This window comes from Alloalcanivorax venustensis ISO4 (genome assembly GCF_015356855.1).
In the GTDB taxonomy this organism is placed as follows: domain Bacteria; phylum Pseudomonadota; class Gammaproteobacteria; order Pseudomonadales; family Alcanivoracaceae; genus Alloalcanivorax; species Alloalcanivorax venustensis.
This window is the reverse complement of the sequence record NZ_ARXR01000014.1, coordinates 48,379-71,599: the sequence shown is the minus strand read 5'-3', so window position 1 is coordinate 71,599 and position 23,221 is coordinate 48,379. Positions and strand designations below refer to the sequence as shown.

Annotated in this window: 19 protein-coding genes; 5 read left to right on the top strand and 14 right to left on the bottom strand. The window is 66.9% G+C overall.

What is annotated here, in order from left to right:
* The first annotated feature begins 577 nt into the window (after nucleotides 1–577).
* Together ISO4_RS09960 and ISO4_RS09955 are read left to right on the top strand one after the other, a co-directional pair.
* A complete protein-coding gene (locus ISO4_RS09960; protein ID WP_142948725.1) occupies nucleotides 578–2,485 on the top strand; it encodes an AMP-binding protein in 1,908 nt (635 codons plus the stop codon).
* 14 nt (nucleotides 2,486–2,499) lie between these two features.
* Entirely contained in the window at nucleotides 2,500–2,892 is a 393-nt protein-coding gene (locus ISO4_RS09955) for a rhodanese-like domain-containing protein (protein ID WP_194856092.1), read from the top strand.
* A gap of 120 nt (nucleotides 2,893–3,012) precedes the next feature.
* On the opposite strand, the gene ISO4_RS09950 is transcribed toward ISO4_RS09955, so the two are convergent.
* The 6 genes from ISO4_RS09950 to ISO4_RS09925 all read right to left on the bottom strand — a co-directional run bounded on the left by ISO4_RS09950 (nucleotide 3,013) and on the right by ISO4_RS09925 (nucleotide 9,405).
* Nucleotides 3,013–4,149: an App1 family protein gene (locus ISO4_RS09950; RefSeq protein ID WP_194856091.1), complete on the bottom strand. Its 1,137-nt coding sequence runs from the start codon at nucleotides 4,147–4,149 to the stop codon at nucleotides 3,013–3,015.
* 13 nt (nucleotides 4,150–4,162) lie between these two features.
* Nucleotides 4,163–5,236, bottom strand: coding sequence for a succinylglutamate desuccinylase/aspartoacylase family protein (locus ISO4_RS09945; protein ID WP_194856090.1), 1,074 nt, complete (start codon nucleotides 5,234–5,236; stop codon nucleotides 4,163–4,165).
* A 58-nt stretch (nucleotides 5,237–5,294) separates the two neighbouring features.
* Nucleotides 5,295–6,203, bottom strand: coding sequence for a 30S ribosomal protein S6--L-glutamate ligase (rimK, locus tag ISO4_RS09940; RefSeq protein WP_142948729.1), 909 nt, complete (start codon nucleotides 6,201–6,203; stop codon nucleotides 5,295–5,297).
* The gene (locus ISO4_RS09935; protein ID WP_194856089.1) at nucleotides 6,200–6,634 is read right to left on the bottom strand and encodes an ATP-dependent zinc protease family protein; all 435 of its coding nucleotides are present in this window, start codon (nucleotides 6,632–6,634) and stop codon (nucleotides 6,200–6,202) included. The genes rimK and ISO4_RS09935 overlap by 4 nt, the downstream gene beginning before the upstream one ends.
* A 149-nt stretch (nucleotides 6,635–6,783) precedes the next feature.
* Nucleotides 6,784–8,055 carry a beta-propeller fold lactonase family protein gene (locus ISO4_RS09930; protein WP_194856088.1) on the bottom strand — a complete coding sequence of 424 codons (1,272 nt, stop codon included), beginning with the start codon at nucleotides 8,053–8,055 and terminating at the stop codon, nucleotides 6,784–6,786.
* Between the two features lie 126 nt (nucleotides 8,056–8,181).
* A complete protein-coding gene (locus ISO4_RS09925) occupies nucleotides 8,182–9,405 on the bottom strand; it encodes an argininosuccinate synthase (RefSeq protein WP_194856087.1) in 1,224 nt (407 codons plus the stop codon).
* Nucleotides 9,406–9,524: 119 nt separating this feature from the next.
* On the opposite strand from ISO4_RS09925, the gene rnt reads away from it, so the two are divergent.
* Nucleotides 9,525–10,193 (top strand): ribonuclease T, encoded by a 669-nt coding sequence (gene rnt / locus ISO4_RS09920; RefSeq protein WP_142948733.1) that lies wholly within the window; start codon nucleotides 9,525–9,527, stop codon nucleotides 10,191–10,193.
* A 133-nt stretch (nucleotides 10,194–10,326) separates the two neighbouring features.
* Here the strand turns inward: rnt and ISO4_RS09915 are convergent, their stop codons facing one another.
* From ISO4_RS09915 to ISO4_RS09900, 4 genes are all read right to left on the bottom strand, one after another.
* Nucleotides 10,327–10,929: a peroxiredoxin gene (locus ISO4_RS09915; protein WP_067604846.1), complete on the bottom strand. Its 603-nt coding sequence runs from the start codon at nucleotides 10,927–10,929 to the stop codon at nucleotides 10,327–10,329.
* 164 nt (nucleotides 10,930–11,093) lie between these two features.
* Nucleotides 11,094–11,423: a Grx4 family monothiol glutaredoxin gene (grxD, locus tag ISO4_RS09910; protein ID WP_067604848.1), complete on the bottom strand. Its 330-nt coding sequence runs from the start codon at nucleotides 11,421–11,423 to the stop codon at nucleotides 11,094–11,096.
* 124 nt (nucleotides 11,424–11,547) lie between these two features.
* On the bottom strand, nucleotides 11,548–13,737 hold the full coding sequence (locus ISO4_RS09905; RefSeq protein ID WP_194856086.1) for a TonB-dependent receptor family protein: 2,190 nt from the start codon (nucleotides 13,735–13,737) through the stop codon (nucleotides 11,548–11,550).
* Between the two features lie 72 nt (nucleotides 13,738–13,809).
* Entirely contained in the window at nucleotides 13,810–15,396 is a 1,587-nt protein-coding gene (locus tag ISO4_RS09900; RefSeq protein ID WP_194856085.1) for a hydantoinase B/oxoprolinase family protein, read from the bottom strand.
* Between the two features lie 160 nt (nucleotides 15,397–15,556).
* Between ISO4_RS09900 and ISO4_RS09895 the strand changes: the two genes are divergently transcribed.
* Entirely contained in the window at nucleotides 15,557–16,750 is a 1,194-nt protein-coding gene (locus ISO4_RS09895; RefSeq protein WP_142948736.1) for an aspartate aminotransferase family protein, read from the top strand.
* Nucleotides 16,747–17,661: an ornithine carbamoyltransferase gene (gene argF / locus ISO4_RS09890; RefSeq protein ID WP_194856084.1), complete on the top strand. Its 915-nt coding sequence runs from the start codon at nucleotides 16,747–16,749 to the stop codon at nucleotides 17,659–17,661. The genes ISO4_RS09895 and argF overlap by 4 nt, the downstream gene beginning before the upstream one ends.
* A 3-nt stretch (nucleotides 17,662–17,664) precedes the next feature.
* Here argF and ISO4_RS09885 read toward each other — a convergent pair whose 3' ends face one another.
* The 4 genes from ISO4_RS09885 to ISO4_RS09870 all read right to left on the bottom strand — a co-directional run bounded on the left by ISO4_RS09885 (nucleotide 17,665) and on the right by ISO4_RS09870 (nucleotide 23,190).
* Nucleotides 17,665–18,777: a GGDEF domain-containing protein gene (locus tag ISO4_RS09885; protein ID WP_194856083.1), complete on the bottom strand. Its 1,113-nt coding sequence runs from the start codon at nucleotides 18,775–18,777 to the stop codon at nucleotides 17,665–17,667.
* Complete coding sequence (locus ISO4_RS17165) at nucleotides 18,774–19,874, bottom strand: GGDEF domain-containing protein (protein ID WP_142948739.1); 1,101 nt, start codon at nucleotides 19,872–19,874, stop codon at nucleotides 18,774–18,776. Before ISO4_RS17165 ends, ISO4_RS09885 begins: the two co-directional genes overlap by 4 nt.
* 83 nt (nucleotides 19,875–19,957) lie before the next feature.
* Complete coding sequence (glpK, locus tag ISO4_RS09875; RefSeq protein WP_142948740.1) at nucleotides 19,958–21,448, bottom strand: glycerol kinase GlpK; 1,491 nt, start codon at nucleotides 21,446–21,448, stop codon at nucleotides 19,958–19,960.
* A 113-nt stretch (nucleotides 21,449–21,561) separates the two neighbouring features.
* Complete coding sequence (locus ISO4_RS09870; RefSeq protein WP_194856082.1) at nucleotides 21,562–23,190, bottom strand: ATP-binding protein; 1,629 nt, start codon at nucleotides 23,188–23,190, stop codon at nucleotides 21,562–21,564.
* Nucleotides 23,191–23,221: the final 31 nt, after the last annotated feature.

Sequence of the window (23,221 nt, the reverse complement as noted above, 5' to 3'; positions counted from 1 at the left end):
CCGGCGCCGGCAACGGCTCCGGCCGCCCCAACCAGGGCGGCCGCGCCCGCCGCTCCGGCGGCGGCAACCGCGGCGCCTGACCTGCAGGAGCGGGCCTTGTGGGAGCTTGCTTGCAAGCGAAAGGCCGGCTTTGCCGGCCGGCAGGGTTCCAGAGACTCTGTTAATGCTGCCGTTAGATAGCTCTCTGGCATCCTGCCGGGAGCTTCGCTCCCTTTCGCGGGCTGGGCCCGCTCCCACAACTGTCGCTCCCACACTCTGGGCTTTGCTGAAAGGTTCGGCGCCAGCCATGTCCCGCGGCGGTGCCGCCACCTGACCGGGGGATCGGGTCTGTGTCAGGCCCTTCCGGGAACGCCGTGAACCCGTCCCTGGGGGCTCCCTTTCGGACGTCCTGTCCTCCAGGGTCCCGGAAGGGCCTGACACAGACCCGATCCCCCGGCTGGAGAGAACTCCGTCTCAAGGCCCGCCCCTACCTCCTTCGTCGAATAGCCTCCCCGCCCGCTTCGTGGTTGTATGAGCCTGAGCGTCCCTTTGGGCGCGGCGAATAACAACAAGCAGCGACGACGGCGAGGAGCGGAGCATGAGTTACGCGGAAGCCTACCAGCGGGCGCGGCAGGACGCCGACGGCTTCTGGGCCGAGCAGGCCCGGGCCGTGGCCTGGTACCAGGCCCCCACCCGCATTCTGGACACCCTGCAGGACGGCACCCACCGCTGGTTCGGCGACGGCGTGCTCAACACCAGCTACCTGGCGCTGGACCATCAGATCGAACAGGGCCGCGGCGAGCAGCTGGCGCTGATCCACGATTCCCCGGTCACCGCCAGCCAGCAGCGCTTCACCTTCAACCAGCTGAGGGACCGGGTGGCCGAGCTGGCCGGCGCCCTGGCGCGGCTGGGCGTGGGCAAGGGCGACGGCGTGGTGATCTATCTGCCAATGGTGCCGGAAGCGGCCATCGCCATGCTCGCCTGCGCGCGGCTGGGCGCGGTGCATTCGGTGGTGTTCGGCGGCTTCGCCGCCCACGAGCTGGCGATCCGCGTGGACGATGCCAAGCCCAAGGTGGTACTGACCGCCTCCTGCGGCATCGAAATCGACCGGGTGATTCCCTACATGCCGCTGGTCAGCGGCGCCCTGGAGCAGGCGGCGCACCGGGTCGAGGCGGTGCTGGTGCTGCAGCGGGACGCCGGCCCGGCGGACCTGACCGGCACCGGCTTCAAGGACTGGCGGGCGGAAGTCACCGGCAGCGAGCCGGCGGCACCGGTGCCGGTGAACGCCGCCGACCCGCTGTACATCATGTACACCTCCGGCACCACCGGGAAACCCAAGGGTATCGTGCGCGACAACGGCGGCCACGCGGTGGCGCTGCTGTACGCGCTGCGCCAGGTGTACGGCATGCGCGCCGGGGAAGTCTGGTGGGGCTGCTCGGACGTGGGCTGGGTGGTGGGCCACTCGTTCATCGTCTACGCGCCGCTGCTGGGCGGCTGCACCACGGTGATGTTCGAGGGCAAGCCGGTGAAGACACCGGACGCCGGCGCCTACTGGCGGGTGGTGCAGGAACACGGCGTGCAGGGCCTGTTCGCGGCGCCCACCGCGTTCCGGGCGATCCGCAAGGAAGACCCGGACGGCGAGGCGTTCAAGCGCTACGACGTGAGCAGCCTGCGGCATCTGTTCGTGGCCGGCGAAAAGCTCGACACGCCCACCTATCAGTGGCTCAGCGAGCTAACCGGCCGGCCGGTCTACGACCACTGGTGGCAGACCGAGACCGGCTGGCCGGTGACCGCGCCCTGCACCGGCCTGGGCCAGACCGAGGTGCGCGGCGGCTCCACCAACCGGCCGGTGCCCGGCTACCAGGTGGAGGTGCTGGACGCCAACAGCCGGCCGCTGGGGCCCGACGAGGAAGGCGCCATCGTGCTGCGCCTGCCGCTGCCGCCGGGCTGCGCCCAGACCCTGTGGAACGACCACCCGCGCTACCTGGACGCCTATCTCAACACCCACCCCGGCTACTACCATACCGGCGACGGCGGCTATCTGGACGCCGACGGCTTCGTCTACATCATGGGCCGCACCGACGACGTGATTAACGTCTCCGGCCACCGGCTCTCCACCGGGGTGATGGAGGAGCACATCGCCACCCACCCGGCGGTGGCGGAGTCCGCCGTGGTGGGCATGCACGACGAACTGTGCGGCGAGGTGCCGGTGGGCCTGGTGGTGCTCAAGGACGGCGCCGACATCGACGAGCCGCGCCTGGAACAGGAACTGGTGGCGCTGATCCGCGACCAGGTGGGCGCGGTGGCCCGCTTCCGCCGCGCCCTGGTGGTGCCGCGCCTGCCCAAGACCCGCTCCGGCAAGACCCTGCGCGCCGCCCTGCGCAAGATGGCCAACGGCCGCGACTTCCCGCTACCCTCCACCATCGACGACCCGGCCATTCTCGATGAGATCGCCGTGGTACTCAGCCGCGACGGCCTGGTGCCCGCGCCGGGCAAACCGCAATAACGGAGGACGCCGTCATGGCCCTGAAGAAAAGTGTCTCGGAACTGGTGGCCGCCGCCGAAGCGCGCATTGAGCGCCTTACGCCGGAGCAAGCGCGGCAACTACTGGAAGACCCGGACGTGCGCTTCGTGGACATCCGCGACGTGCGCGAACTGAAACGGGAAGGCACCGTGCCCGGCGCCCTGCACGCGCCCCGCGGCATGCTGGAATTCTGGGTCGACCCGGATTCGCCCTACCACAAAGCCGACTTCGCCAGCGGCCAGCGCTTCGTCCTGTTCTGCGCCCTCGGCCACCGCTCCGCCCTCGCCACCGCCCAGCTCATGGATATGGGGTTTGGGCCGGTTTGTGACATTGAAGGAGGCTTTGAAGCGTGGCGCGGCGCGGGCGGGAAGATCGAGGAGAAGAGTTAATAGTTAACAGTGAATAGTTAATAGCGAAAACACCGTTTCAGAGAGGCCTGGCGCACAGACGACGGCACCGAACATCGCTGCTACGCTTTGTTTTCGCTGTTAACTATTAACTATTAACTGTTAACTGCCCCTTCTGCGGCAGTCGGCGCGGACTTCTTGAAGTCCGCGTTCGGCGATCAGGCCGTTTTGGAAGGCGTGCTGGGCCATCTCCAGGCTGTCCTTGGCGAGGATCATCTGGCAGCCGCTTTGCGCCACGCGGTCGGCGAGCGCCTGGATCGCCTGATCGCGGTCCTCGCCTTGATGCACGTGGCGGATATAGATGGTGTGGATGCGGCCCGGGTAGCGGGCCACCAGGTCGGCGTACACTTCCGGGTCGTGCTGGCCGCTGTCGCCGATCAGGACGAACGGCAGCTGCTGGTAGAGCGACAGCATGCGCTCGATCAGCATCGCCTTGTGGTCCTTGGCGCGGATCGGCAGCGGCCGCTGCAAGGTCACGCCCCATTCGCGCAGGAACAGCACCGGCCCGTGGGGAATGTGGTTGAGACGGAAGAACTCCACCAGCACGTCGTAGATGCTCCAGGGGCCCCGGGACACGTACAGCATGGGGCGGCGGCGCTCGCCGCTTTCGCCGTGGAACAGCGCCCGGTAGAACGCGGACACGCCCGGAAAGGCGGTGCGGTGGCGGGCCTTGGCGATAAACAGCTGGTACATCATGGTCAGCTTGCTGGCGACGCCGGTGTAGATCACCGTGTCGTCGATGTCGCTGACCACCGCCAGGTCCACCTCACGGGGTGGAATATAGATCTCGGCGGTGGCGGCCACGCTGCGTTCGCCGGAAGGCGCGTCGCTCTTCTCCGACGCGGGCAGCAGCTCCAGCCGCGCCTGCTGCCAGAAAGCGCCGTCGGGCAGCGGCTCCTCGATCGGCAGTTGCACGCTGAAATAACCGTCCCGGTCGGTGGTGACGCTGGCGCGCGCGTCGCCCACGGTGACCGCCACCCGGGCGTCGCGGATGCCCCAGCGGGCGGTGCGGCGGGCGATGTTGACCAGATCGTCGAGCGGCCCCTCGCCCAGCTTGAGCCCCAGGCCCGGCTGCCGGAACACCCGCCCCATCAGGAACACTTCGTCCCGGGAACCGTAGCCCCGATAGGTCTGGATCACCGGGCCGCCACGGCTGCCGGCGCGCCGCGCCGGGCGCGCCAGAAAACGCAGCATTTTGCGCAGACCGCGATACACGGCCCGCGGCGACGGCAAGATCATCATCCGGTCCTTATCAGGCGATCGGCGGTTCGCCGGTGAGCCCCGGCCCGCGTTCGATATCCGAGGTGAAGACTTCCAGATTCTGCGCCACTTCGCGCACTTCCTCGAAGCGGGCGATGTGGTACAGGGCTTCGCCCTCGTTGACCAACGGCAGGTTGTTGCGGCCCACCAGGATACCCGCGCAGGGCGATTCGATGGTCACGTCCTCGCCGCCGAACGGGCTGGAGATGCGGCCGATCAGCTGGCCCTTGCGCAGCCAGGCGCCCAGCGCCACCAGCGGCAGAAAGACGCCGTCGCGCTCGGCGCGCACCCAGCTCGAGGAGCGGGCGATGTGCGGCTCCATGGGCGCGCGGGTGCGGCGCGGGCCGGTCATGCGCAGGTGGTGCATGATGTTGAGCACGCCTTTCACGCCGGCGCGGATCGAGCTCTCGTCGAAGCGCAGCGCTTCACCGGCTTCGTAGGTGATCACCGGAATGCCCTGGGCCTCGGCCACTTCGCGCAGCGTGCCCTCGCCGAGCACCGAGTTGATCACCACCGGCACGCCGAACGCGGCGGCCATGGCGGCGGTGTCCTCGTTGGAGAGGTCGGCGCGGATCTGCGGCAGGTTGGCGCGGTGGATGGCGCCGGTGTGCAGGTCCACCGCGTGGGTGGCGCGGTCCAGCACCTGGGTCTTGAACTGCCAGGCCATGCGCGCGCCCAGGCTGCCGGTTTCCGACCCGGGGAACGAGCGGTTGAGATCACGGCGGTCGGGCAGATAACGGGTCTTGTGAATAAAGCCGAACACATTGACCACCGGCACCGCCAGCAGTGTGCCGTTAAGCCGGTTGAGCGACGAATGACGCAGCAGCCGGCGGATGATTTCCACGCCGTTCAGCTCATCACCGTGGATCGCCGCGCTCACCAGCAGCACCGGCCCCGGCCGCCGCCCATGAATCACATGAATCGGCACGTTCAACGGCGTCTGCGTGTACAACTGGGCCAGCGGCAATTCCACCTTGACCCGCGTGCCCGGCATCACCCGCGTGCCGTTCAACTCAAACGGCGCCGCCTTCTCTTCCTGTTTGTTCTTGCGGTTACTGCTCGTCATCACTCACCGGGGTGTTGTTTTAGCTATCAATTATCAATTATCAACTATCAACTGGGCGTCAGCCCTTCGCCCCTTTTGTCTGGGTACGATGCGGCCGAGCATGACTCTCAATAAACTTCACCACCATCCCGGCCACGTCTTTATTGGTGGCCGCTTCGATGCCTTCCAGGCCCGGCGAGGAGTTCACTTCCATCACCAGCGCGCCGTGGTGGGAACGCAGAATGTCCACGCCGGCCACGTTCAGGCCCATGATGCGCGCCGCGCGCACCGCGGTGGCGCGCTCTTCCGGGGTGATGCGGATCAGGCTGGCGGTGCCGCCCCGGTGCAGGTTGGAGCGGAACTCGCCGGGCAGCGCCTGGCGCTTCATGGCGGCGATCACCTTGCCGCCCACCACGAAACAGCGGATGTCGGCGCCGCCGGCTTCCTTGATGTACTCCTGCACCATCACCGAGACGTTCAGGCCCATGAAGGCCTCGATCACCGATTCCGCCGCCTTGCGGGTTTCCGCCAGCACCACGCCGATGCCCTGGGTGCCTTCCAGCATTTTGATCACCAGCGGCGCGCCGCCGACCATGTTGATCAGGTCGGGAATGTCATCCGGCGAGTGGGCGAAGCCGGTCACCGGCAGGCCCACGCCCTTGCGGGACAGCAGCTGCAGGGAGCGCAGCTTGTCCCGGGAGCGAGAAATCGCCACCGATTCGTTGACCGGGAACACGCCCATCATTTCAAACTGGCGCAGCACCGCGGTGCCGTACTGGGTCACGGACGCACCGATACGCGGGATCACCGCATCGAAGCCTTCCAGCACCTGGCCTTTGAAATGAATCTCCGGCTTGTGGGAGACCATGCTCATATAGCAGCGCAGGGTGTCGATCACGTGCATTTCGTGACCGGCGTCCTCGCCCGCCTGAACCAGACGGCGCGTGGAATAGAGGTGCTTGTTCCGGGACAGAATCGCTATCTTCATGGTTGATGCTCGTTGCCACCGAGTAAAAATGAAGCCTGGGGATGCACCACCAACTGATCCATGGCGGTACGCCCGAGCAACATGCGAAATTTCATGGTGTCACGGTCGGTGAGGGTCATCTCCACCGGCCAGCGGCGCCCGCCCACGGCGAGCAGGGTCTTGATCACCGGGCGTTCTTCCCGGTGACCGCCGGAATCCGTCACCACACGACGATCCAGCAGGGGCGCTTCGCATTCCCGGGACTGGTCGGAATCCTGAAACGGATGAATACAGAACCGGATCCACTCGCGCCCGTCACGCTGGAAACTGGTCACTTTGAAGGCGTGCAGCGCGGAGGTGCGCGCGCCGGTATCCACCTTCATCTTGATCGCCTTGATCCCCAGATCGGGCAGGCTGGCCCATTCCCGCCAGCCCACGGTGGTTTTATTCATGCGCTTGCTCTTTTGCCAGGAAGCCTTTGGATAATAAAAAACCCCGCCGCGCCCCCGGCACGCCGACTTTTCGGCAGAGTACACAGGGACGCCCGGCGGGGCCAGACAATAGCGTAAATTTTACCGGCGGGCCGCGCCCGCCGGGCGCTTCAGGGCGTCAGCCAGTTTTCCAGTATACGCCCCTCGCGGACCCGTTGCGGGTGGTCCCCCACGTCCAGCCGGGCCACTTCCTGGCCGCTTTCGTAGGAGAATACGGACATCTGGTCGGTGCCGCTCCAGGAGATATAGCAGTGCTCGCCGTCCCCACTGGTGGTCACCCAGTAGGGCTTCTCGCCGATGCCGGTGAAGATGGTGTATTCGAAGGTCTCCCGGGAGACGATCGCCACATAGTCGCTCATGGTGCCGGCCACGCACAGGGTGCTCTGGTCGCCGCTCAGGGCGATGCCGTGGTGGGCGGAGTCGTTGACGTACTTCTCGCGGGGCAGATTGGGCACCAGGTTGGGCAGGTGCGCCAGACGGGTGACGCGGTCCTCCTCCATGTCGTACTCCAGGAAGCCGTGGAAGAACGACACCTGGAAGTAGAAATAGCGCTCATCGTCGGTGTGCGCCATGGGCCGGATCGCCGGGCTCAGGTGGGTGTAGCCCGCTTCGTCCAGCTTTTCACGCAGGTCGAAGCGCTTGATGATCTCGAAGGTCTCTGCGTCGACGATCTGGAACAGGCGCTCGCCCTTGGTCAGCTGCTTGACCACCCGGCCCCGGTCCAGCGGCGTGAACACCTGGCCGATGGCGGCGTGGAAGATGCGCTCGCCGTCCTCGGAGTAGATGTTCTCATGGGGGGAGTCCCCGGACGGGAAATTGCCCACCTCTTCGCCGGTGGCCACGTCCAGCACATGCACCACGCCGCCGGTGGAGGCGGACACCGCCACATGCTTGCCGTCCGGCGAGATCGCCATATGGTCGGAGCGGTAGCCGTCCACCTGGAAGCGCCACACCACTTCGCCGGTGATCACGTCCAGCGCCACCACATCCGCGAAGCTGGGCCGCGACACCACCAGCAGGCGGCCGTCGTTGGAGCTGTACATGTCGTCCACGTACTGGTGGTTGCCCTCGCCGATCAGCAGGCGCACGCCCTGGAAGAACAACAGCCGCACCGGGTTCAGGTAGATCTCGGTGATGCGCTGGCTTTTATCGGGGATCGCGTTGATGGTACCGAGCGGCTCATAGGTCTCCGCGTCGATCACGTTGACCGTGCCTTCCCAGTTATTGCCGACGAAGATCACGTCGCGGGTCTGGTCGGAGAACTCGGGCGGCGAGAACAGATTGAACGGCCAGCCGGCCGCCACCGGCGCGGCCACCAGCATCAGCGCCAGGCAGAGCCCGGCCCGTGCGGCTGAAAACGAAGGAACAGGGAGCGTCGCCATGGTCCACCTTTCTGTTGTTGTGATTCGAAGGAATGCCTTAATCGGTACCTTCGTACAAGAACGGAAAGGTTTCCATTGACGATGTGTAACAGCGGACCCCGGCCGGGGCCCGCCGATCGGGGACGATCAGGACAGTTTGCGGCCGTTTTTGGCGGCGATGCGCAGGCGCAGGGCGTTGAGCTTGATGAAGCCTTCCGCGTCTTTCTGGTCGTAGGCGCCGGCATCGTCCTCGAACGTGGCGATGGAGGCGTCGAACAGGCTGTCGTTCTCGGAGCGGCGGCCGACCACGGTGGCGGCGCCTTTATACAGTTTCATGCGCACTTCGCCGTTGACGTTCTCCTGGGTGGCGTCGATCAGCTTCTGCAGCGCCAGACGCTCCGGGGACCACCAGTAGCCGTTGTACAGCAGCTCGGCGTACTTGGGCATCACCGAGTCCTTCAGGTGGGCGGATTCGCGGTCCAGGGTCAGCGACTCGATGGCGCGGTGCGCCGGCAGCATGATGGTGCCGCCGGGGGTTTCGTAGCAGCCCCGCGACTTCATGCCCACATAGCGGTTCTCGACGATGTCGAGACGGCCGATGCCGTTGTCGCCGCCCAGCTTGTTGAGCTTGCTGAGGATATCGGCGGCGCTCAGGCGTTCGCCGTCGATGGCGACGATGTCGCCCTTCTCATAGGTCAGGGTCACGTAGGTGGGCTTGTCCGGCGCCGCTTCCGGGCTGACGCTCCAGCGCCACATGTCTTCCTCCGCTTCCCACCACGGATCTTCCAGGTTGCCGCCCTCGTAGGAGATGTGCAGCAGGTTGGCGTCCATGGAGTACGGGGATTTCTTCTTCTTGCTGGTGAAGTCCACCGGGATCTCGTGGTCTTCGCAGAACTGCATCAGCTTCTCGCGGGAGTTCAGGTCCCACTCGCGCCAGGGCGCGATCACCTGGATGCCCGGGGCCAGCGCGTAGGCGCCCAGCTCGAAGCGCACCTGGTCGTTGCCCTTGCCGGTGGCGCCGTGGGAGATGGCGTCGGCGCCGGTCTCGGCGGCGATCTCCACCAGGCGCTTGGCGATCAGCGGCCGGGCGATGGAGGTGCCGAGCAGGTACTCGCCCTCGTAGATGGCGTTGGCTCGGAACATCGGGAACACATAGTCGCGCACGAACTCTTCGCGCAGGTCCTCGATGTAGATTTCCTTCACGCCCATCGCCTTGGCCTTGGCGCGGGCCGGTTCCACTTCCTCGCCCTGACCGATATCAGCGGTGAAGGTGACCACTTCGCAGTTGTAGGTTTCCTGCAACCACTTGACGATCACGGAGGTATCCAGGCCACCGGAATAGGCCAGCACCACCTTGTTGATATCAGACATGCGTCACTCCAAGAACTCGCGATTAGAAAGGCGCGTATTGTACCCGCGCCCGTCCGCCGCCGTCACCTGTCCCAAGGTGCGGTTATCGGGTAGCATGTCGACCGCTGACTGGAGAGAGCATGACTAATCAACACCCGTCCCTGGCCCTGCGCTTCCGCGGCTTCCTGCCGGTGGTGGTGGACGTTGAAACCGGGGGCTTCGACGCCCGCAACGACGCCCTGCTGGAAATCGCCGCGGTATTGCTGGACATGGACGCCCGGGGCCACCTGCGGCCGTCGACCCGTGTGCACTTTCACGTCGACCCCTTTCCCGGCGCCAATATCGAGCAGGCGGCGCTGGATTTCACCGGCATCGACCCCAACAATCCGCTGCGCGGCGCGGTGGGCGAGCTGACCGCCCTCAAGGGCGTGTTCGAGCCGGTGCGCAAGGCGGTCAAAGCGCACGGCTGCAACCGGGCGGTGCTGGTCGGGCACAACAGCTTCTTCGACCAGGGCTTTCTCAACGCCGCCAGCGAGCGCGCCGACATCAAGCGCAACCCGTTTCATCCGTTTTCCAGCTTCGATACCGCCACCCTGGCCGGCCTGGTGTACGGGCAGACCGTGCTGGCCAAGGCCTGCGAAGCGGCCGGCATCCCCTTCAATCAGCGCGACGCCCACTCCGCGCTGTACGACGCCACCCGCACCGCCGAGCTGTTCTGCTCCATGGTCAACCGCTTCCGCGACCTGGGCGGCTGGCCGCCGCCGCCCGCCGGCGAGATGCCGCCGACCCTGGCGCGCGCGCTGGATTAGGGGTCTCTCGGATCCTGCCGGGAGCTTCGCTCCCTTTCGCGGGCGGGGCCCGCTCCCACAAGCCTCCGCTCAAGCACACACAAAAAAAGGGCGCCGAGAAGGCGCCCTTTTTTTCGTCGCTGAGAGCTGAGAGTTACAGCTTCTCGGCGTTCTCGGACAGGTAGGAAGCAACGCCGGCCGGGTTGTCCTGCATGCCCTGGTCGCCTTTCTGCCAGCCCGCGGGGCACACTTCACCATGCTCCTCGTGGAACTGCAGGGCGTCAACCAGACGTACCAGCTCGTCGATGTTACGACCCAGGGGCAGGTCGTTGATCAGCTGGCTGCGTACCACGCCTTTGTTGTCGATCAGGAAGGCACCGCGGAACGCCATGCCGCCTTCGGATTCGACATCATAGGCCTGGGAGATCTGGTGGTTCATGTCCGCGGCCATGGTGTATTTCACCGGACCGATACCGCCGTCGTTGATGGCGGTGTTGCGCCAGGCGTTGTGGGTGAAGTGGCTGTCGATGGACACGCTGATCACTTCCACGCCGCGCTCTTTGAATGCGTCCATGCGGTGATCCAGGGCGATCAGTTCGGACGGGCACACAAAGGTGAAGTCCAGCGGATAGAAGAACACCAGGCCGTATTTGCCCTTGATGGCCTCGGAAAGGGTGAATTCATCCACAATGCTGCCGTCACCCAGGACGGCGGGAACCGTAAAATCAGGTGCGGGTTTACCTACCAGTACGCCCATGTTTTTCCTCTCTGCGTTGAATCAATGTTGAAGACATCTTCGCACATCCGGCGGCGGCGTCTTGACGCCACCTTTGCACGCCTATCATGGGAATCCTGTGCCAGGATTCAACAGGCCGGCCCATTGGCAATGATTGGCAAAACCAATGGGCCGTCGGCGTCGGTTCAGGCGTCGCCTTCCACGGCGGCGCTTTCCACCAGCTCCTTGAGCTGACCGGAGCGGTACATTTCCATGATGATGTCGCACCCGCCGACCAGCTCACCGCTCACCCACAGCTGCGGGTAAGTGGGCCAGTTGGCGTATTCCTTCAGGCTCTGCCGGATTTCCGGCGCTTCCAGAATGTTCACGTAGGCAAAGGGTTTGCCGACGCTGGTCATGGCCTCCACCACCTGGGCGGAGAAGCCACATTGGGGAAACTGAGGTGTGCCCTTGATGTAGACGAGCACCGGATTTTTCGCGATCTGGTCCTTGATGACCTGAATCACATCATCCATAGAAACCACCTGCCTGCTGATAGTGAAAGGCGCCAGTATAACACCGACGCCCGGTTTTCTGCTGTATCCGCAGACAGTGGGGGCAACGCCGGCCGGTTTCAACCGGTGCGGCGCGCGAGCCGCTTCAGAAACCCACCCTGACGCCCATGTAGGCGGTACGCGGGCTGTTGGGACGGGCGCCGTCCGGTGAACGGGCGACGATTTCCTGGTCGTCGAACAGGTTGTCCACCTTGGCGTACACCTCCACGTTGCTGCGCAGATAGTAGGACGCCGCCAGATCCACCACCAGATAGTCGTCGGTGCTGCGGAAGGCGGGCCCGTTGGAACGGTCGCAGGTGTTGTCCACGCACACCTCGTCCACATAGGTGGTGGTCAGGTAGGCGCCCCACTGGGCGGGACGCTCCAGGCCCAGGGTCAGGCTGAGCTGGTTTTCCGGCAGGTACGGCAGCACGTCGCCGTCCTGCACGCTCAGGTCGTCGGCGGTCTCGGTGATCTCACCGTCGGTGTAGGTGTAGGCCAGGCGCACCGGCGCGGTGAGGCCGTTGCCCTGCCACAGGCGGCTGTTGAGGCCCAGCTCCAGCCCCTGCACCTGGGACTCACCGAAACTCTGCGAGCCGATGGTGTCGCCGTTGGGGCACGGCGCCGCCACCGAGCAGTTGTTGACGGTGTTCTCGTAGTCACTGAAGAAGGCGATGGCGTCGGCGCTGAACGGGCCGCTCCAGTAGCGCACGCCGGCCTCATAGTTGACGCTTTTCTCCGGGTCGGTGCCCTCGGCGGCGGACGCGCCGGGGGGCGCGAAACCCTGGTGCACGCCGGCCAGCAGCGCCCAGTGGTCGTCCAGCAGCCAGGTGGCGCCCAGGCCGGCCATCAGCTCGTCGACCTGATTGTCGACCCGCTGGCTGACCACGTTGCGGCCCGGGTCGGCATAGCGCTTGGCTTCGCTGTCCACGTCCTCGTAGCGCAGCGAGGCGGTCAGCAACAGCTGGTCGAGGCGGATGTGATCCACCATCCAGGCGGAGAAGGCGTCCGCTTCCTCGACGCGGTTGTCGCCGCCGGTGGGCTCGATGTAGCCGCTGCGCACCAGGCTGCCGTTCTGCTGCTCGAACACCTCGATGGGCTGGTAGCGGTCCACCTCGTCCTGATGGAAGCGCACGCCGGCGACCAGATCGTGGCGCACCGAGCCCCATTCAAAGCCGTGGGACAGCTCGGTCTGGATGCCTTCCGAGGTGTACTCGCGGTTGTTGTTTTTGAGACGCACGTCGGCCACGTCCTGGTCGCCGTCCAGGATCGCCTGGGCGTTGGCGTCGCCGTTGTTGGCGTCCTCGATCAGGTCACCGATGCTCTGGCCGCCGGCGCTGGCCACCTTGAACCAGTTGCGCTGGAACTTGTTGCGGTAGAGGGCGGTTTCCAGGCTGGTGTCGCTGCCCAGCACCAGGTGATGCCGCAGGGCCACGCCGTCATGGTCGTTGTCCATCTGGTCAAAGGCGCTGAGCCCGTAGCGGCGGTTGGCGTCATCACTGAAATCGCGGTCGGTGAGGCCCAGGTAGCTGTGGTTGGAGACCTCGCTGGAGTGCGACAGCTTGAGCTCCACGGCCTGCTTCACATCGGCGGTGTCGGGGCTGGTCCAGCGCAGCTTGGCCACGTAGTCCTGCTTGTCGAAGCCGGTGTCCCGGTTGGAGCGGTCCACATCCTTGAAGCCGTCGCTGCGCTGCTGGTGGGTCTCCAGCAGGAAGCCCCACTGGCCTTCGCTGGCGCCGTACCAGACGTGGCCGCGCTGATGGCGGTCCTCGCCGGCCTCCAGCTGCACCATGCCGGCCTCATCGGTGGGAATCGGCGTGGACAGCACGTTCAGCGCGCCGCCCACGGTGAAGGGCCCGTAACGCAGGGTGTCCGGGCCCTTCAGCACCTCCACTCCATGGAAGCGGCCGGCGCTGGGGAAGTAATAGGCCGCCGGCGCCGCGTAGGGCGCGGGGGCGATGGGAATGCCGTCTTCCATCACGGTGATGCGGTCGCTTCGGTTGGTGCCGGTGCCGCGAATACCGATATTGGGCCGCAGGCCGTAGCCCTCTTCCTCCTGCACATAGACGCCGGGCACATCGCGCAGCATGCGGTGCACGTCGGTGTATTCCTTTTTCTCCAGGTCCTCGTTGGACAGCACATGGGCCGAGCCGGACAAGCTGAAGGTGTCCTCGTTGGAGCCGATGATGTCCACGGAGGGCAACCGGTTGCTGTCGGCGGCCAGGGTTTCGGCGAGCAACAGGGCGGAGGCACCGCCAAGGGCGCAGAGCGCCAGGGGGGCATTGCGTCGTTTCATCGTTATGGTTCCTGCGACGTGTATGTTTTGTAAGCCGCGAAGAACAATAATGAAAATGATTCTCACTAACAGCTAACTGACTTTACCTATCTCCCTGTTTTTTTGTTCGTTTTCGGTAAGGCCGTAACCGCCGCCACCCGGCGACGCCAGCAGCAGGCGGTCGCCGGGGCGGGCGTGGCCGGTGAACTTGGGCGGCAGGGCCTCGCCGTTCAGGCGGTTCTCGCCGGCGGCGCCGGGGCCGCCCCCTTCCAGCCCCCAGGGCCGGTGGCGGCGCCGTTCGGTGAGCAGGGTGAAGCTGGCGGGGGCGAGAAATTCCAGCTCCCGCTCGATGCCGTCGCCGCCCCGGTGGGCGCCCTCGCCACCGCTGCCCCGGCGCAGCCCGTAGCGGCGCACCCGCAGCGGGTAGTGCTCTTCCAGGCTTTCGATGGGCGTGTTCAGGGTGTTGGTCATGTGGCTGTGCACCGCCGCCAGGCCGTCGCCGTGGCGGTGGCCGCCCATGCCGCCGGCCATGGTCTCGTAGTAATCCCAGGGCCGCGCCCCGCCCTCGCCGCTCTCGCCCATGGCCAGGTTGTTCATGGTGCCCTGGCTGGCGGCGGGAATTTCCCCGGGCAAGGCCTGGGCCAAAGCCCCCAGGACCACATCGACGATCCGCGAGCTGGTTTCCACGTTACCGGCGGCCACCGCGCCCGGGCGGCGCGCGTTGACCAGGCTGCCCGCCGGCGCCGACAGCGCGATCGGCCGGAACAGGCCGGCGCAGGACGGCGCGTCGTCGGGCAGCAGGCAGCGGAAACAGTAGTAGGCGGCGGCGGCCGCCACCGACAGCGGGCAGTTGATGTTGCCGCTGACCTGGTCGGCGGTGCCGGTGAAGTCCAGCTCGGCGCCGTCCCCCTCTACCCGCAGGGTGACCACCAGCGGGATGTCGAACCGCCCCTGGCCGTCGTCATCCATCACGTCGCTGAAGCGGTACTCGCCGTCGGCCAGGTCCGCCAGGCGCTGGCACATGCGCCGCTCGCCGTAGGTGTTGAGGGCGTCCAGGGACGCGCGCAGGGCCTCCAGGCCGCGCTCGCCGATCAGCGCCGCCAGCCGCCGGGCGCCCGCCTCGCAGGCGCTGGCCTGGGCGGCGAAATCGGCGAACCGGGGCACGTCCAGGGGCAGCTCGTCGCCCTCGCCGAGCCGGCGGCTCAACGGCAGCTGCCAATCGCCTTCGCGCTTGAGCCACTGCGGGGCGATCACCAGCCCCTCCTCGTCCAGGGTCCTGGACACCGGCATGGAGCCGGGGCTGTGCGCGCCGATATTGGCGTGGTGGGCCCGGGTCACGGTGAAGGCGGCCAGCCGCTCGCCGGCGAACACCGGCGCCACCACCGTCACGTCGGGCAGGTGGGTGCCGCCCAGGTAGGGGTCGTTGACCACCAGCAGGTCGCCGGGGCGCCAGTCACGGCCCTCCACCAGGTCGGCCATGGCGTAGGCCATGGAACCCAGGTGCACGGGAATGTGCGCGGCCTGGGCACACAGGCCGCCGGCGGCGTCGAAGATGGCGCAGGAAAAATCCAGCCGGTCCTTGATGTTGGGCGACAGCGCGCTGGCGCGCAGCAAGGCGCCCATCTCGTCACAAATACCCGCCAGGCGGTTGGCGAAAATACTCAGCTGTACCGGGTCCATGACTCCCCCTGAAAATGCGGTTCACCGATCAGGATACAGGATACCGGCGCGGGAATTGCGTCCCCGCGCCGGCCTCAGTATTATTCAGGGTCCACGCGGCAGCCTCGGCTGCCGTTTTTTGTTTGTAAGCGTTCTTCATCGACCTACAGCGCCAAAGACCATGAGCGAGCAGTTTCTGATCCCCACCTACGCCCGTCAGCCGGTGAGCTTCGAGCGCGGCGAAGGGGTATGGCTATACGATGCCGACGGCAACCGTTTTATGGATGCCGTGTCCGGCGTCGCCGTGTGCAACCTGGGCCACGCCCACCCGGCGGTGACCCGCACCCTGGCGGATCAGGCCGCGCGACTGGTGCACACTTCCAACCTGTACCGGATACCGGCCCAGGAAAAACTGGCCGCGCGCCTGTGCGCGCTGAGCGGTATGGAGAAGGTGTTCTTCTCCAATTCCGGCGCCGAAGCCAACGAGGCGGCGATCAAGCTGGCGCGTCTGCACGGCCACCACCGGGGCAGCGATACGCCGCGCATCCTGGTGATGGAGAACAGCTTCCACGGCCGTACCCTGGCGACCTTGTCCGCCACCGGCAACCGCAAGGTGCAGAAAGGCTTCGAGCCGCTGGTGGAAGGCTTCCAGCACCTGCCCTACAACGACCTGGCGGCGGTGGAAGCCGCCGCGGCCGACGACCAGGCCGGCCACATCGCCGCCGTGCTGGTGGAGCCGGTGCAGGGCGAAGGCGGGGTCAACGTGCCCGACGACGGCTACCTGCGCGGCCTGCGTGAGTTGTGCGACCGCCACGGCTGGTTGTTGATGCTGGATGAAATCCAGACCGGCAACGGCCGCACCGGCAGCTATTTCGCGTGCCAGGGCGACGACGTACGGCCCGACGTGCTGACCACCGCCAAGGGCCTGGGCAACGGCTTCCCGATCGGCGCCTGTCTGGTGAGCGGCGCCGCCTCGGCGCTGTTCGGGCCGGGCAGCCACGGCAGCACCTTCGGCGGCAACCCGCTGGGCTGCGCCACCGCGCTGACCGTGGTGGAGACCCTCAGCGACCAGGTGATCCCGGCGGTCGGCGCCAAGGGCGAGACCCTGCGCGCGGCGCTGCGCGACCGGCTGGCCGACGTGCCGCTGGTCACCGGCGTGCGCGGCCGCGGGCTGATGATCGGCGTGCAGCTCGACCGCGACTGCGGCGAACTGGTGGGCCGGGCCCGCGAGGCGGGCCTGCTGATCAACGTCACCGCCGGCTCGGTGGTGCGGCTGTTGCCGCCCCTGGTGATCAACGACGACGAACTCCGTTTCTTGGTGGACACCCTGGCCCAGGTGATCCGCGACTTTGCCCGTGATCAGGAGAACCCATGAGCAGCCCGCGTCACTTTCTCACTCTGATGGACCTTACGCCCAAGGAGCTGGGGTATCTGATACAGCGCGCCGTGGAGCTGAAAACCATGCTGCACACCGGGCAGTTCCACGAGCCCCTGCGCGGCAAGACCCTGGGGATGATTTTCGAGAAATCCTCCACCCGTACCCGGGTGTCGTTCGAGGTGGCGATGACCCAGTTCGGCGGCGCCAGCGTGTTCCTGTCACCGCGCGACACCCAGCTGGGGCGCGGTGAACCGGTGGAGGATTCCGCCCGGGTGCTGTCGCGGATGGTGGACGCGGTGATGATCCGCACCTTCGACCACGACACCGTGGAGGCCTTCGCCGCCCACTCGCGGGTGCCGGTGATCAACGCCCTCACCGACCAGTTCCACCCCTGCCAGCTGCTCGCCGACATGCAGACCTACGTCGAGCACCGCGGCAGCATCGCCGGTAAAACGGTGACCTGGGTGGGCGACGGCAACAACATGTGCGCCAGCTACATCAACGCCGCCGAGCAGTTCGATTTCCAGCTGGTGGTGTGCTGCCCGGAGGGCTTCGAGCCGCCGGCGGACCTGGTGGACGCGTTCTCACACCGGGTCACCCTGCAGCGCGACCCCGCCGAGGCGGTCAAAGGCGCCCATCTGGTGGTCACCGACGTGTGGGCCTCCATGGGCCAGGAAGACGAGCAGGCCGACCGCATCAAGCGCTTCTCCGAGTACCAGGTGAACCCGGCGCTGATGGGCCGGGCCGACCCGGAGGCGCTGTTCATGCACTGCCTGCCCGCCCACCGGGGCGAGGAAGTCAGCCACGACATGCTCGACGACCCGCGCGCGGTGGTCTGGGATGAGGCGGAAAACCGGCTGCACGCGCAGAAGGCGCTGCTGGAGTTCCTGCTCACCGGGACGCATTAAGGGTTATTGGTCCTCGCGGCAGACCCGGTTGCGGCCGCCGGTCTTGGCGCGGTAGAGGGCGCGGTCGGCGCGGCCCAGCAGCTGGTCCACGGTTTCCTGGCCCCGGTAGCTGGCCACCCCCGCCGACAGGCTCACCGCCGGCGGCCCGCGGCGGTCCTCGAAGCTGCGCGCCGCCCAGCTTTCACGCAGCCGCTCGGCCACCAGCTCGGCGCCGGCGAGGTCGCTCTGCGGCAACACCAGAATGAATTCCTCGCCGCCCAGACGGGCCAGGTAATCCCCTTCGCGCAGGTTGTCCAGGGTGTGCTCGGCGAACTGGCGCAGCACCCGGTCGCCCATGTCGTGGCCGTACTCGTCGTTGATGCGCTTGAAATGGTCCAGGTCCACGTAGCACACCGAGAACGGGTAAATCTGGTTGTCCGCCAGCGCCTTCTGGTGCTCCAGCACTTCCAGAATATGGCGCCGGTTGAACAGCCCGGTGAGATCATCGCGGATCGCCAGGTCACGGACCTGTTCCAGGGCGTCCGCCAGCGCCTGGTTCTTTACCGCCAGGCTGCGCCGCAGGCCGTTCACGCCGCTGCCGGTCACCGCGAAGCTCAGCGCCACCAGAGTAAAGATCAGCCACTGCAGCAGCTCCAGGCTCAGGCTCAGCCGCAGGCCACGCGTCGCCAGCGCCAGGGCCAGCATCAGCGCGTAGCCGACGCTGGCCAGTAGCGCCAGCGACAGCAGCGAGCGGGCGCCGAGCCGGAACGACACCAGCAGCAACAGCGGGAAGAACAGAATCATGGCGCTGATGCGCGCCTCGTTCATGGGAAACGCGGCGATCAGAAAGGCGATCACCAGGCCCAGGGCCATCGGCACGGAGAGGCTGGATTCCCGCCATTCCAGGGTGGCGCCGGTTTCGATCAGCAGCAGATACACCACCGTGATCACCGCCAGCGCGCCGAGCAGCAGGCTCACGTAGAGCCCGCCGGCGTCCAGCGTGCCCCACAGCCACAGCGCCACCACCAGCAGCGCGTGAAACAGCGCCACCGCCGCCAGGGACCGACCGTGGCGAAGCAGCAGACGCCGCTCACTGACCGTCAGCCGGCGCGCCCGGCGCCAATAACGGCTGTTCACGGTGGACCCGCCGTGATGATCCGATCGCGGCCGGCGGCCTTGGCCTGATAAAGAAGACGGTCGGCGCGCACCAGCACCTCGTCCGGGCTTTCGCCATGCCCGACCACGGTGAGCCCCACCGAGGCGGTCACTTCCAGCGCCGGCGCGGCCATGAAACGCTGGGCGCGCAACGCGCTCATCAGGCGCTCCACGCTGGTGAGCGCCTGCTCCATGTCCATCACCGGCAGCATGATCAGAAACTCCTCGCCGCCCAGCCGCGCGGCCATGTCCTTGTCGCCCAGGTAGCGGCGGGTGAGCTCGGCGAACCGCACCAGCACCTGGTCACCGAACAGATGCCCGTGGCGGTCGTTGATGCGCTTGAAGTGGTCCAGGTCGACGAACCCCACCGCCAGCAGAAACGCCCCGCGGCGGGCCTGGCCGCAGGCCTTGGCGAGCAGCTCCATGGCGTGGCGGCGGCTGTACAGGCCGGTGAGCTCGTCCTTCACCGCCAGGTCCTGGATCCGCTCGAGCAGCTCGGCGAGCTGGCCGTTACGCTCGCGCAGCCGCAAACGAATGGTGGTGATCTCGCTGGCCAGCAGCACCATGGCCAGGGTGACCAGGGAGAACAACAGCCACTGGCCCGCCTCCAGCAACGGCTGCGCCAGGTCGCCACGGGCGTTCAGGTAGAGCAATACCAGGGCGTAGCCGGCCACCGCCAGGGCGGCGGCCCGCGCCACCTGCCGGCGGCGCACGCGGAACACGCCCTGGTGCAGGATGGCGAAGAAGAACGCCATCACCGCCAGGCGGCCCTGATCCAGGTAGAGCGCGGACGCCAGTAGAGTGAGGATGCACCAGATCATCACCGGCTCGGTCATCGCCGGGTTGTTCAGCCGCCGGTTCAGGCCGGTGCGGGCGAACAGCAGCAGGCCCAGGTGGCCGGCCCAGATGGTGCCGAACAGGGCGTAAAAGACCGTGGCGCCGCCCCGGAAGAACCCCCATTGCAGGATCAGCCAGCACACCAGGGTGTGCGCGGCGCCGCCCATCAGCAACGAAAACGCCAGGCGGCGCAAACGCAACGCCTGGCGTCGATCGGTGACTGTGGCAAGCCGTCCGTGCATGCGATCCTTCCCCAAGGTCGTCTTCTTATGGCACGGGGATGATAATCAAAACTGTGCACTGAATCACACTTTCGGTCGGGCTTTCACTGCCGGTTGTCCGAACACACCCGCTGCACGGCTTCACGCCAACCCCGGTAGCGGCGCTCCCGCTCGCCCTCTTCCAGCGACGGTTCGAAGGCCCGGTCCGGCTGCCAGTGCTCGGCGATTTCATCCAGATCGCGGAACAGACCGCAGCCCAGCCCGGCCAGGTAGGCCGCGCCCAGGGCGGTGGTCTCGGTGACCCGGGGCCGGTCCACCCGCACCCCCAGCACATCGGCCAGGGTCTGGCCCAGCCAGTTGTTGACCACCATGCCGCCGTCCACCCGCAGCGTGGTGGGCCGCTGGGCGCAGTCGGCGGCCATCGCCTCGAGCAAGTCGCGGGACTGATAGCACACCGCCTCCAGACCGGCGGTGACCACCTCGGCGATGCCGGTGTCGCGGGTCAGCCCGAGCAGCGCGCCGCGCGCGTGCGGGTCCCACCAGGGCGCGCCCAGGCCGGTGAAGGCCGGCACCAGATAGACGCCGCCGGCGGAGCCGACACGGCGGGCCAGGGCCTCGGTTTCGCTGGCGTGGGTAATCAGGTTGAGGCCGTCGCGCAGCCACTGGATCGCCGCGCCGGCGACGAAGATCGAGCCCTCCAGCGCGTAGGTGGTCTCGCCGTTCAGCCGGTAGGCCACGGTGGTCAGCAAACGGTTGTCGGAGTGCACCGCCGCGCCGGTGTTCATCACCATGAAACAGCCGGTGCCGTAGGTGCTTTTCACCATGCCCGGCTGGAAGCAGGCCTGGCCCACCAGCGCCGCCTGCTGATCGCCGGCGATGCCGGTCACCGGCACCGCCGCGCCCAGCACCCGGGGGTCGGTGCGGCCGAACTCGCCGGCGCTGTCGCGGACCTCCGGCAGCAGCGACGCGGGAATGTCGAACAGCCGCAGCAGGTCCTCGTCCCAGTGCTGGCCGTGGATATTGAACAGCAGGGTGCGCGACGCGTTGGTGGCGTCGGTGGCGTGCACCCGGCCGTCGGTGAGCTTCCACAGCAGCCAGCAGTCGATGGTGCCGAAGGCCAGTTCGCCGGCCTCGGCCCGGCGGCGGGCGCCGTCCACGTGCTCCAGCAGCCAGGCCAGCTTGGTGGCCGAGAAGTACGGGTCCAGCAACAGGCCGCTGCGCTCGCGCACCAGGTCCTCGTGGCCCTCCTGCTTGAGCCGCTGGCAGTAATCCGCAGTGCGCCGGTCCTGCCAGACGATCGCCCGCGCCACCGGTTCGCCGGTGGCCCGGTCCCACAGCACCGTGGTCTCGCGCTGGTTGGTGATGCCGATGGCGGCGAGCTGATCCGCTTCCACCTGGGCGTTGCGCAGCGCCTGCCGGCACAGCGCCAGGCAGTCGTTCCAGATCTCCTGCGCATCGTGCTCGACCCAGCCGTCGCGGGGGAAATGCTGGCGGAACTCCTTCTGCGCCTGCCCCACCGCGACCCCGTCCCGGTCAAAGACGATGGCCCGGGAGCTGGTCGTGCCCTGATCAATGGCGAGAATGAAAGCGGACATACACACCCCGAAAATAGAAATAGAGTTAACAGTGAACAGTTAATAGTGAACAGCGAAACCCGGCGGACGCCCGGGCCTATCTGAGAGTTATGTTCGCTATTAACTATTCACTATTAACTCTTCACTGTCTTTTGTCGTCCAAGCACGTGCTGGCGGCGTTGTTCTCGGGGCAGGATAACCCGGAAGCGGGCGCCGCCCCAGTCGCTCTCCGACACGGCCACGTCGCCGCCGTGCCAGTCGACGATGCGTTTGACGATGGACAGCCCCAGGCCGTAGCCGCCGCTGGCGCGGTGGCGGCTTTTGTCGAGCCGGGCGAACGGCTTGAAGACCCGTTCGCGCTGGTGCTCGGCGATGCCGGCGCCGTCGTCGTCCACGTCCAGAATCAGGTTGCCGTCCTGTTCGGTCACCGTCATTCGCACCCGGGTTTTCGCGTACCGCAGGGCGTTGGTGACCAGGTTCTGAAGAATCCGGTGCAGGTAGCGCGGGTCCCCCTCCACGGTCAGGTCCCGGGAGCCGCGCGCGTCGATCAGGATGTCGCCGCGAATGTCCTCCAGCTCACCGATCAGCTGGTCGCACACTTCCAGCAGGAACACCGGCTGGAACTCGATGTTGGGGGTGCCCTCCTCCAACCGCGCATAGGTGAGGATCTCATCGATCAGCTCATCCAGCTGCTCGATGTCCCGGTCCAGGGCGTTGAGCTTTTCGCGGCGCTCGTCGGCGGATTCGCAGTCCGCCAGCATCTCCAGGCCGAAGCGCAGCCGCGCCACCGGGGTGCGCAGTTCGTGGGACACCGCCCGGGTCATCTCCCGCTGCGCCTCGATAAGACGGCGGATGTGCGCGGTCATGCCGTTGAAGGTGGCCGCCACCTGGCCGATCGGGTCGTTGCCGGGGATATCCGCGTAGGCGCCCAGGTCGCCGCTGCCCAACCGCTTCACCGCCCGGTCCAGGCGCCGCAGGCGGGTCTGCAGCGGGCGCACCTGCAGGTAGGTGGACAGCGCCACCAGCAGCAACGCCACCACGCCGGCGATCACCAGCAACTCCCAGGGGAACTGATCGAACAGATGCAGCGGCCCCATCACCAGAATGCGCTCGCCGCCGGGCACCGGCACCAGCACCCGCACGCCGGCGTCGCGCCGGGTGCTGTCGGTGAGGGTGAACACCACCTCGTCGCGCTCCAGGCGCCGCTGCTGCTCCACGTCCAGGTCCAGCTCGGTGCGCGGCAGCAGCGTCAGGGGGTAACCGAAGTGCTGGTTGAGATCGGCCAGGGCCTGGTCCTGCCGGTTGGCCGGACGGGCGCGCAGATAGTCGAGCACCAGCATGGCGGTGGCGCGGGCCTGCTGTTCGGAGAGACGGCTCATCACGGCGCGTATATAGAGCGGGTCATCGGGGACCGCGAACAGCACCTCCACCCGCTCGCTGTCCGGGTTGCCGCGCAACACCACCCGGCCTTCCTGAAGATGCAGGCCGTCGCGGTAGGACAGCCCCAGCTCGCCGGCGTCGCGCAGGGTTACCGGAGCGCCGAACATGCGGCTCAGCGAACGCGACCAGGCCTGGCGTTCGTCGTCGCCGGCGCGTTCCCGGTAGCCTTCCGCCATTAAATAGAAGGTGCCGCGGGCCATGCGCTCGCGGTACAGCTGGGAACGATAGTCGTTGACCAGCTCCACGCCGGCATAGGTGAGCGCGCCGATGATCAGCAGGGCCACCAGGATGCCGCCGTAGATTCGGACGAAGATACTGTTCAAATCACACCTGCTGGCGCGGGCGGGCGAAGGC

Coding starts and splice junctions, on each gene's coding strand:
- ISO4_RS09900 (WP_194856085.1), bottom strand. CDS start 15,396: ATGGACCCGGTACAGCTGAGTATTTTCGCCAACCGCCTGGCGGGTATT.
- ISO4_RS09950 (WP_194856091.1), bottom strand. CDS start 4,149: ATGATCTTGCCGTCGCCGCGGGCCGTGTATCGCGGTCTGCGCAAAATG.
- glpK (WP_142948740.1), bottom strand. CDS start 21,448: ATGTCCGCTTTCATTCTCGCCATTGATCAGGGCACGACCAGCTCCCGG.
- rimK (WP_142948729.1), bottom strand. CDS start 6,203: ATGAAGATAGCGATTCTGTCCCGGAACAAGCACCTCTATTCCACGCGC.
- ISO4_RS09955 (WP_194856092.1), top strand. CDS start 2,500: ATGGCCCTGAAGAAAAGTGTCTCGGAACTGGTGGCCGCCGCCGAAGCG.
- ISO4_RS09905 (WP_194856086.1), bottom strand. CDS start 13,737: ATGAAACGACGCAATGCCCCCCTGGCGCTCTGCGCCCTTGGCGGTGCC.
- ISO4_RS09925 (WP_194856087.1), bottom strand. CDS start 9,405: ATGTCTGATATCAACAAGGTGGTGCTGGCCTATTCCGGTGGCCTGGAT.
- ISO4_RS09945 (WP_194856090.1), bottom strand. CDS start 5,236: ATGACGAGCAGTAACCGCAAGAACAAACAGGAAGAGAAGGCGGCGCCG.
- grxD (WP_067604848.1), bottom strand. CDS start 11,423: ATGGATGATGTGATTCAGGTCATCAAGGACCAGATCGCGAAAAATCCG.
- ISO4_RS09930 (WP_194856088.1), bottom strand. CDS start 8,055: ATGGCGACGCTCCCTGTTCCTTCGTTTTCAGCCGCACGGGCCGGGCTC.
- argF (WP_194856084.1), top strand. CDS start 16,747: ATGAGCAGCCCGCGTCACTTTCTCACTCTGATGGACCTTACGCCCAAG.
- rnt (WP_142948733.1), top strand. CDS start 9,525: ATGACTAATCAACACCCGTCCCTGGCCCTGCGCTTCCGCGGCTTCCTG.
- ISO4_RS09960 (WP_142948725.1), top strand. CDS start 578: ATGAGTTACGCGGAAGCCTACCAGCGGGCGCGGCAGGACGCCGACGGC.
- ISO4_RS09935 (WP_194856089.1), bottom strand. CDS start 6,634: ATGAATAAAACCACCGTGGGCTGGCGGGAATGGGCCAGCCTGCCCGAT.
- ISO4_RS17165 (WP_142948739.1), bottom strand. CDS start 19,874: ATGCACGGACGGCTTGCCACAGTCACCGATCGACGCCAGGCGTTGCGT.
- ISO4_RS09915 (WP_067604846.1), bottom strand. CDS start 10,929: ATGGGCGTACTGGTAGGTAAACCCGCACCTGATTTTACGGTTCCCGCC.
- ISO4_RS09895 (WP_142948736.1), top strand. CDS start 15,557: ATGAGCGAGCAGTTTCTGATCCCCACCTACGCCCGTCAGCCGGTGAGC.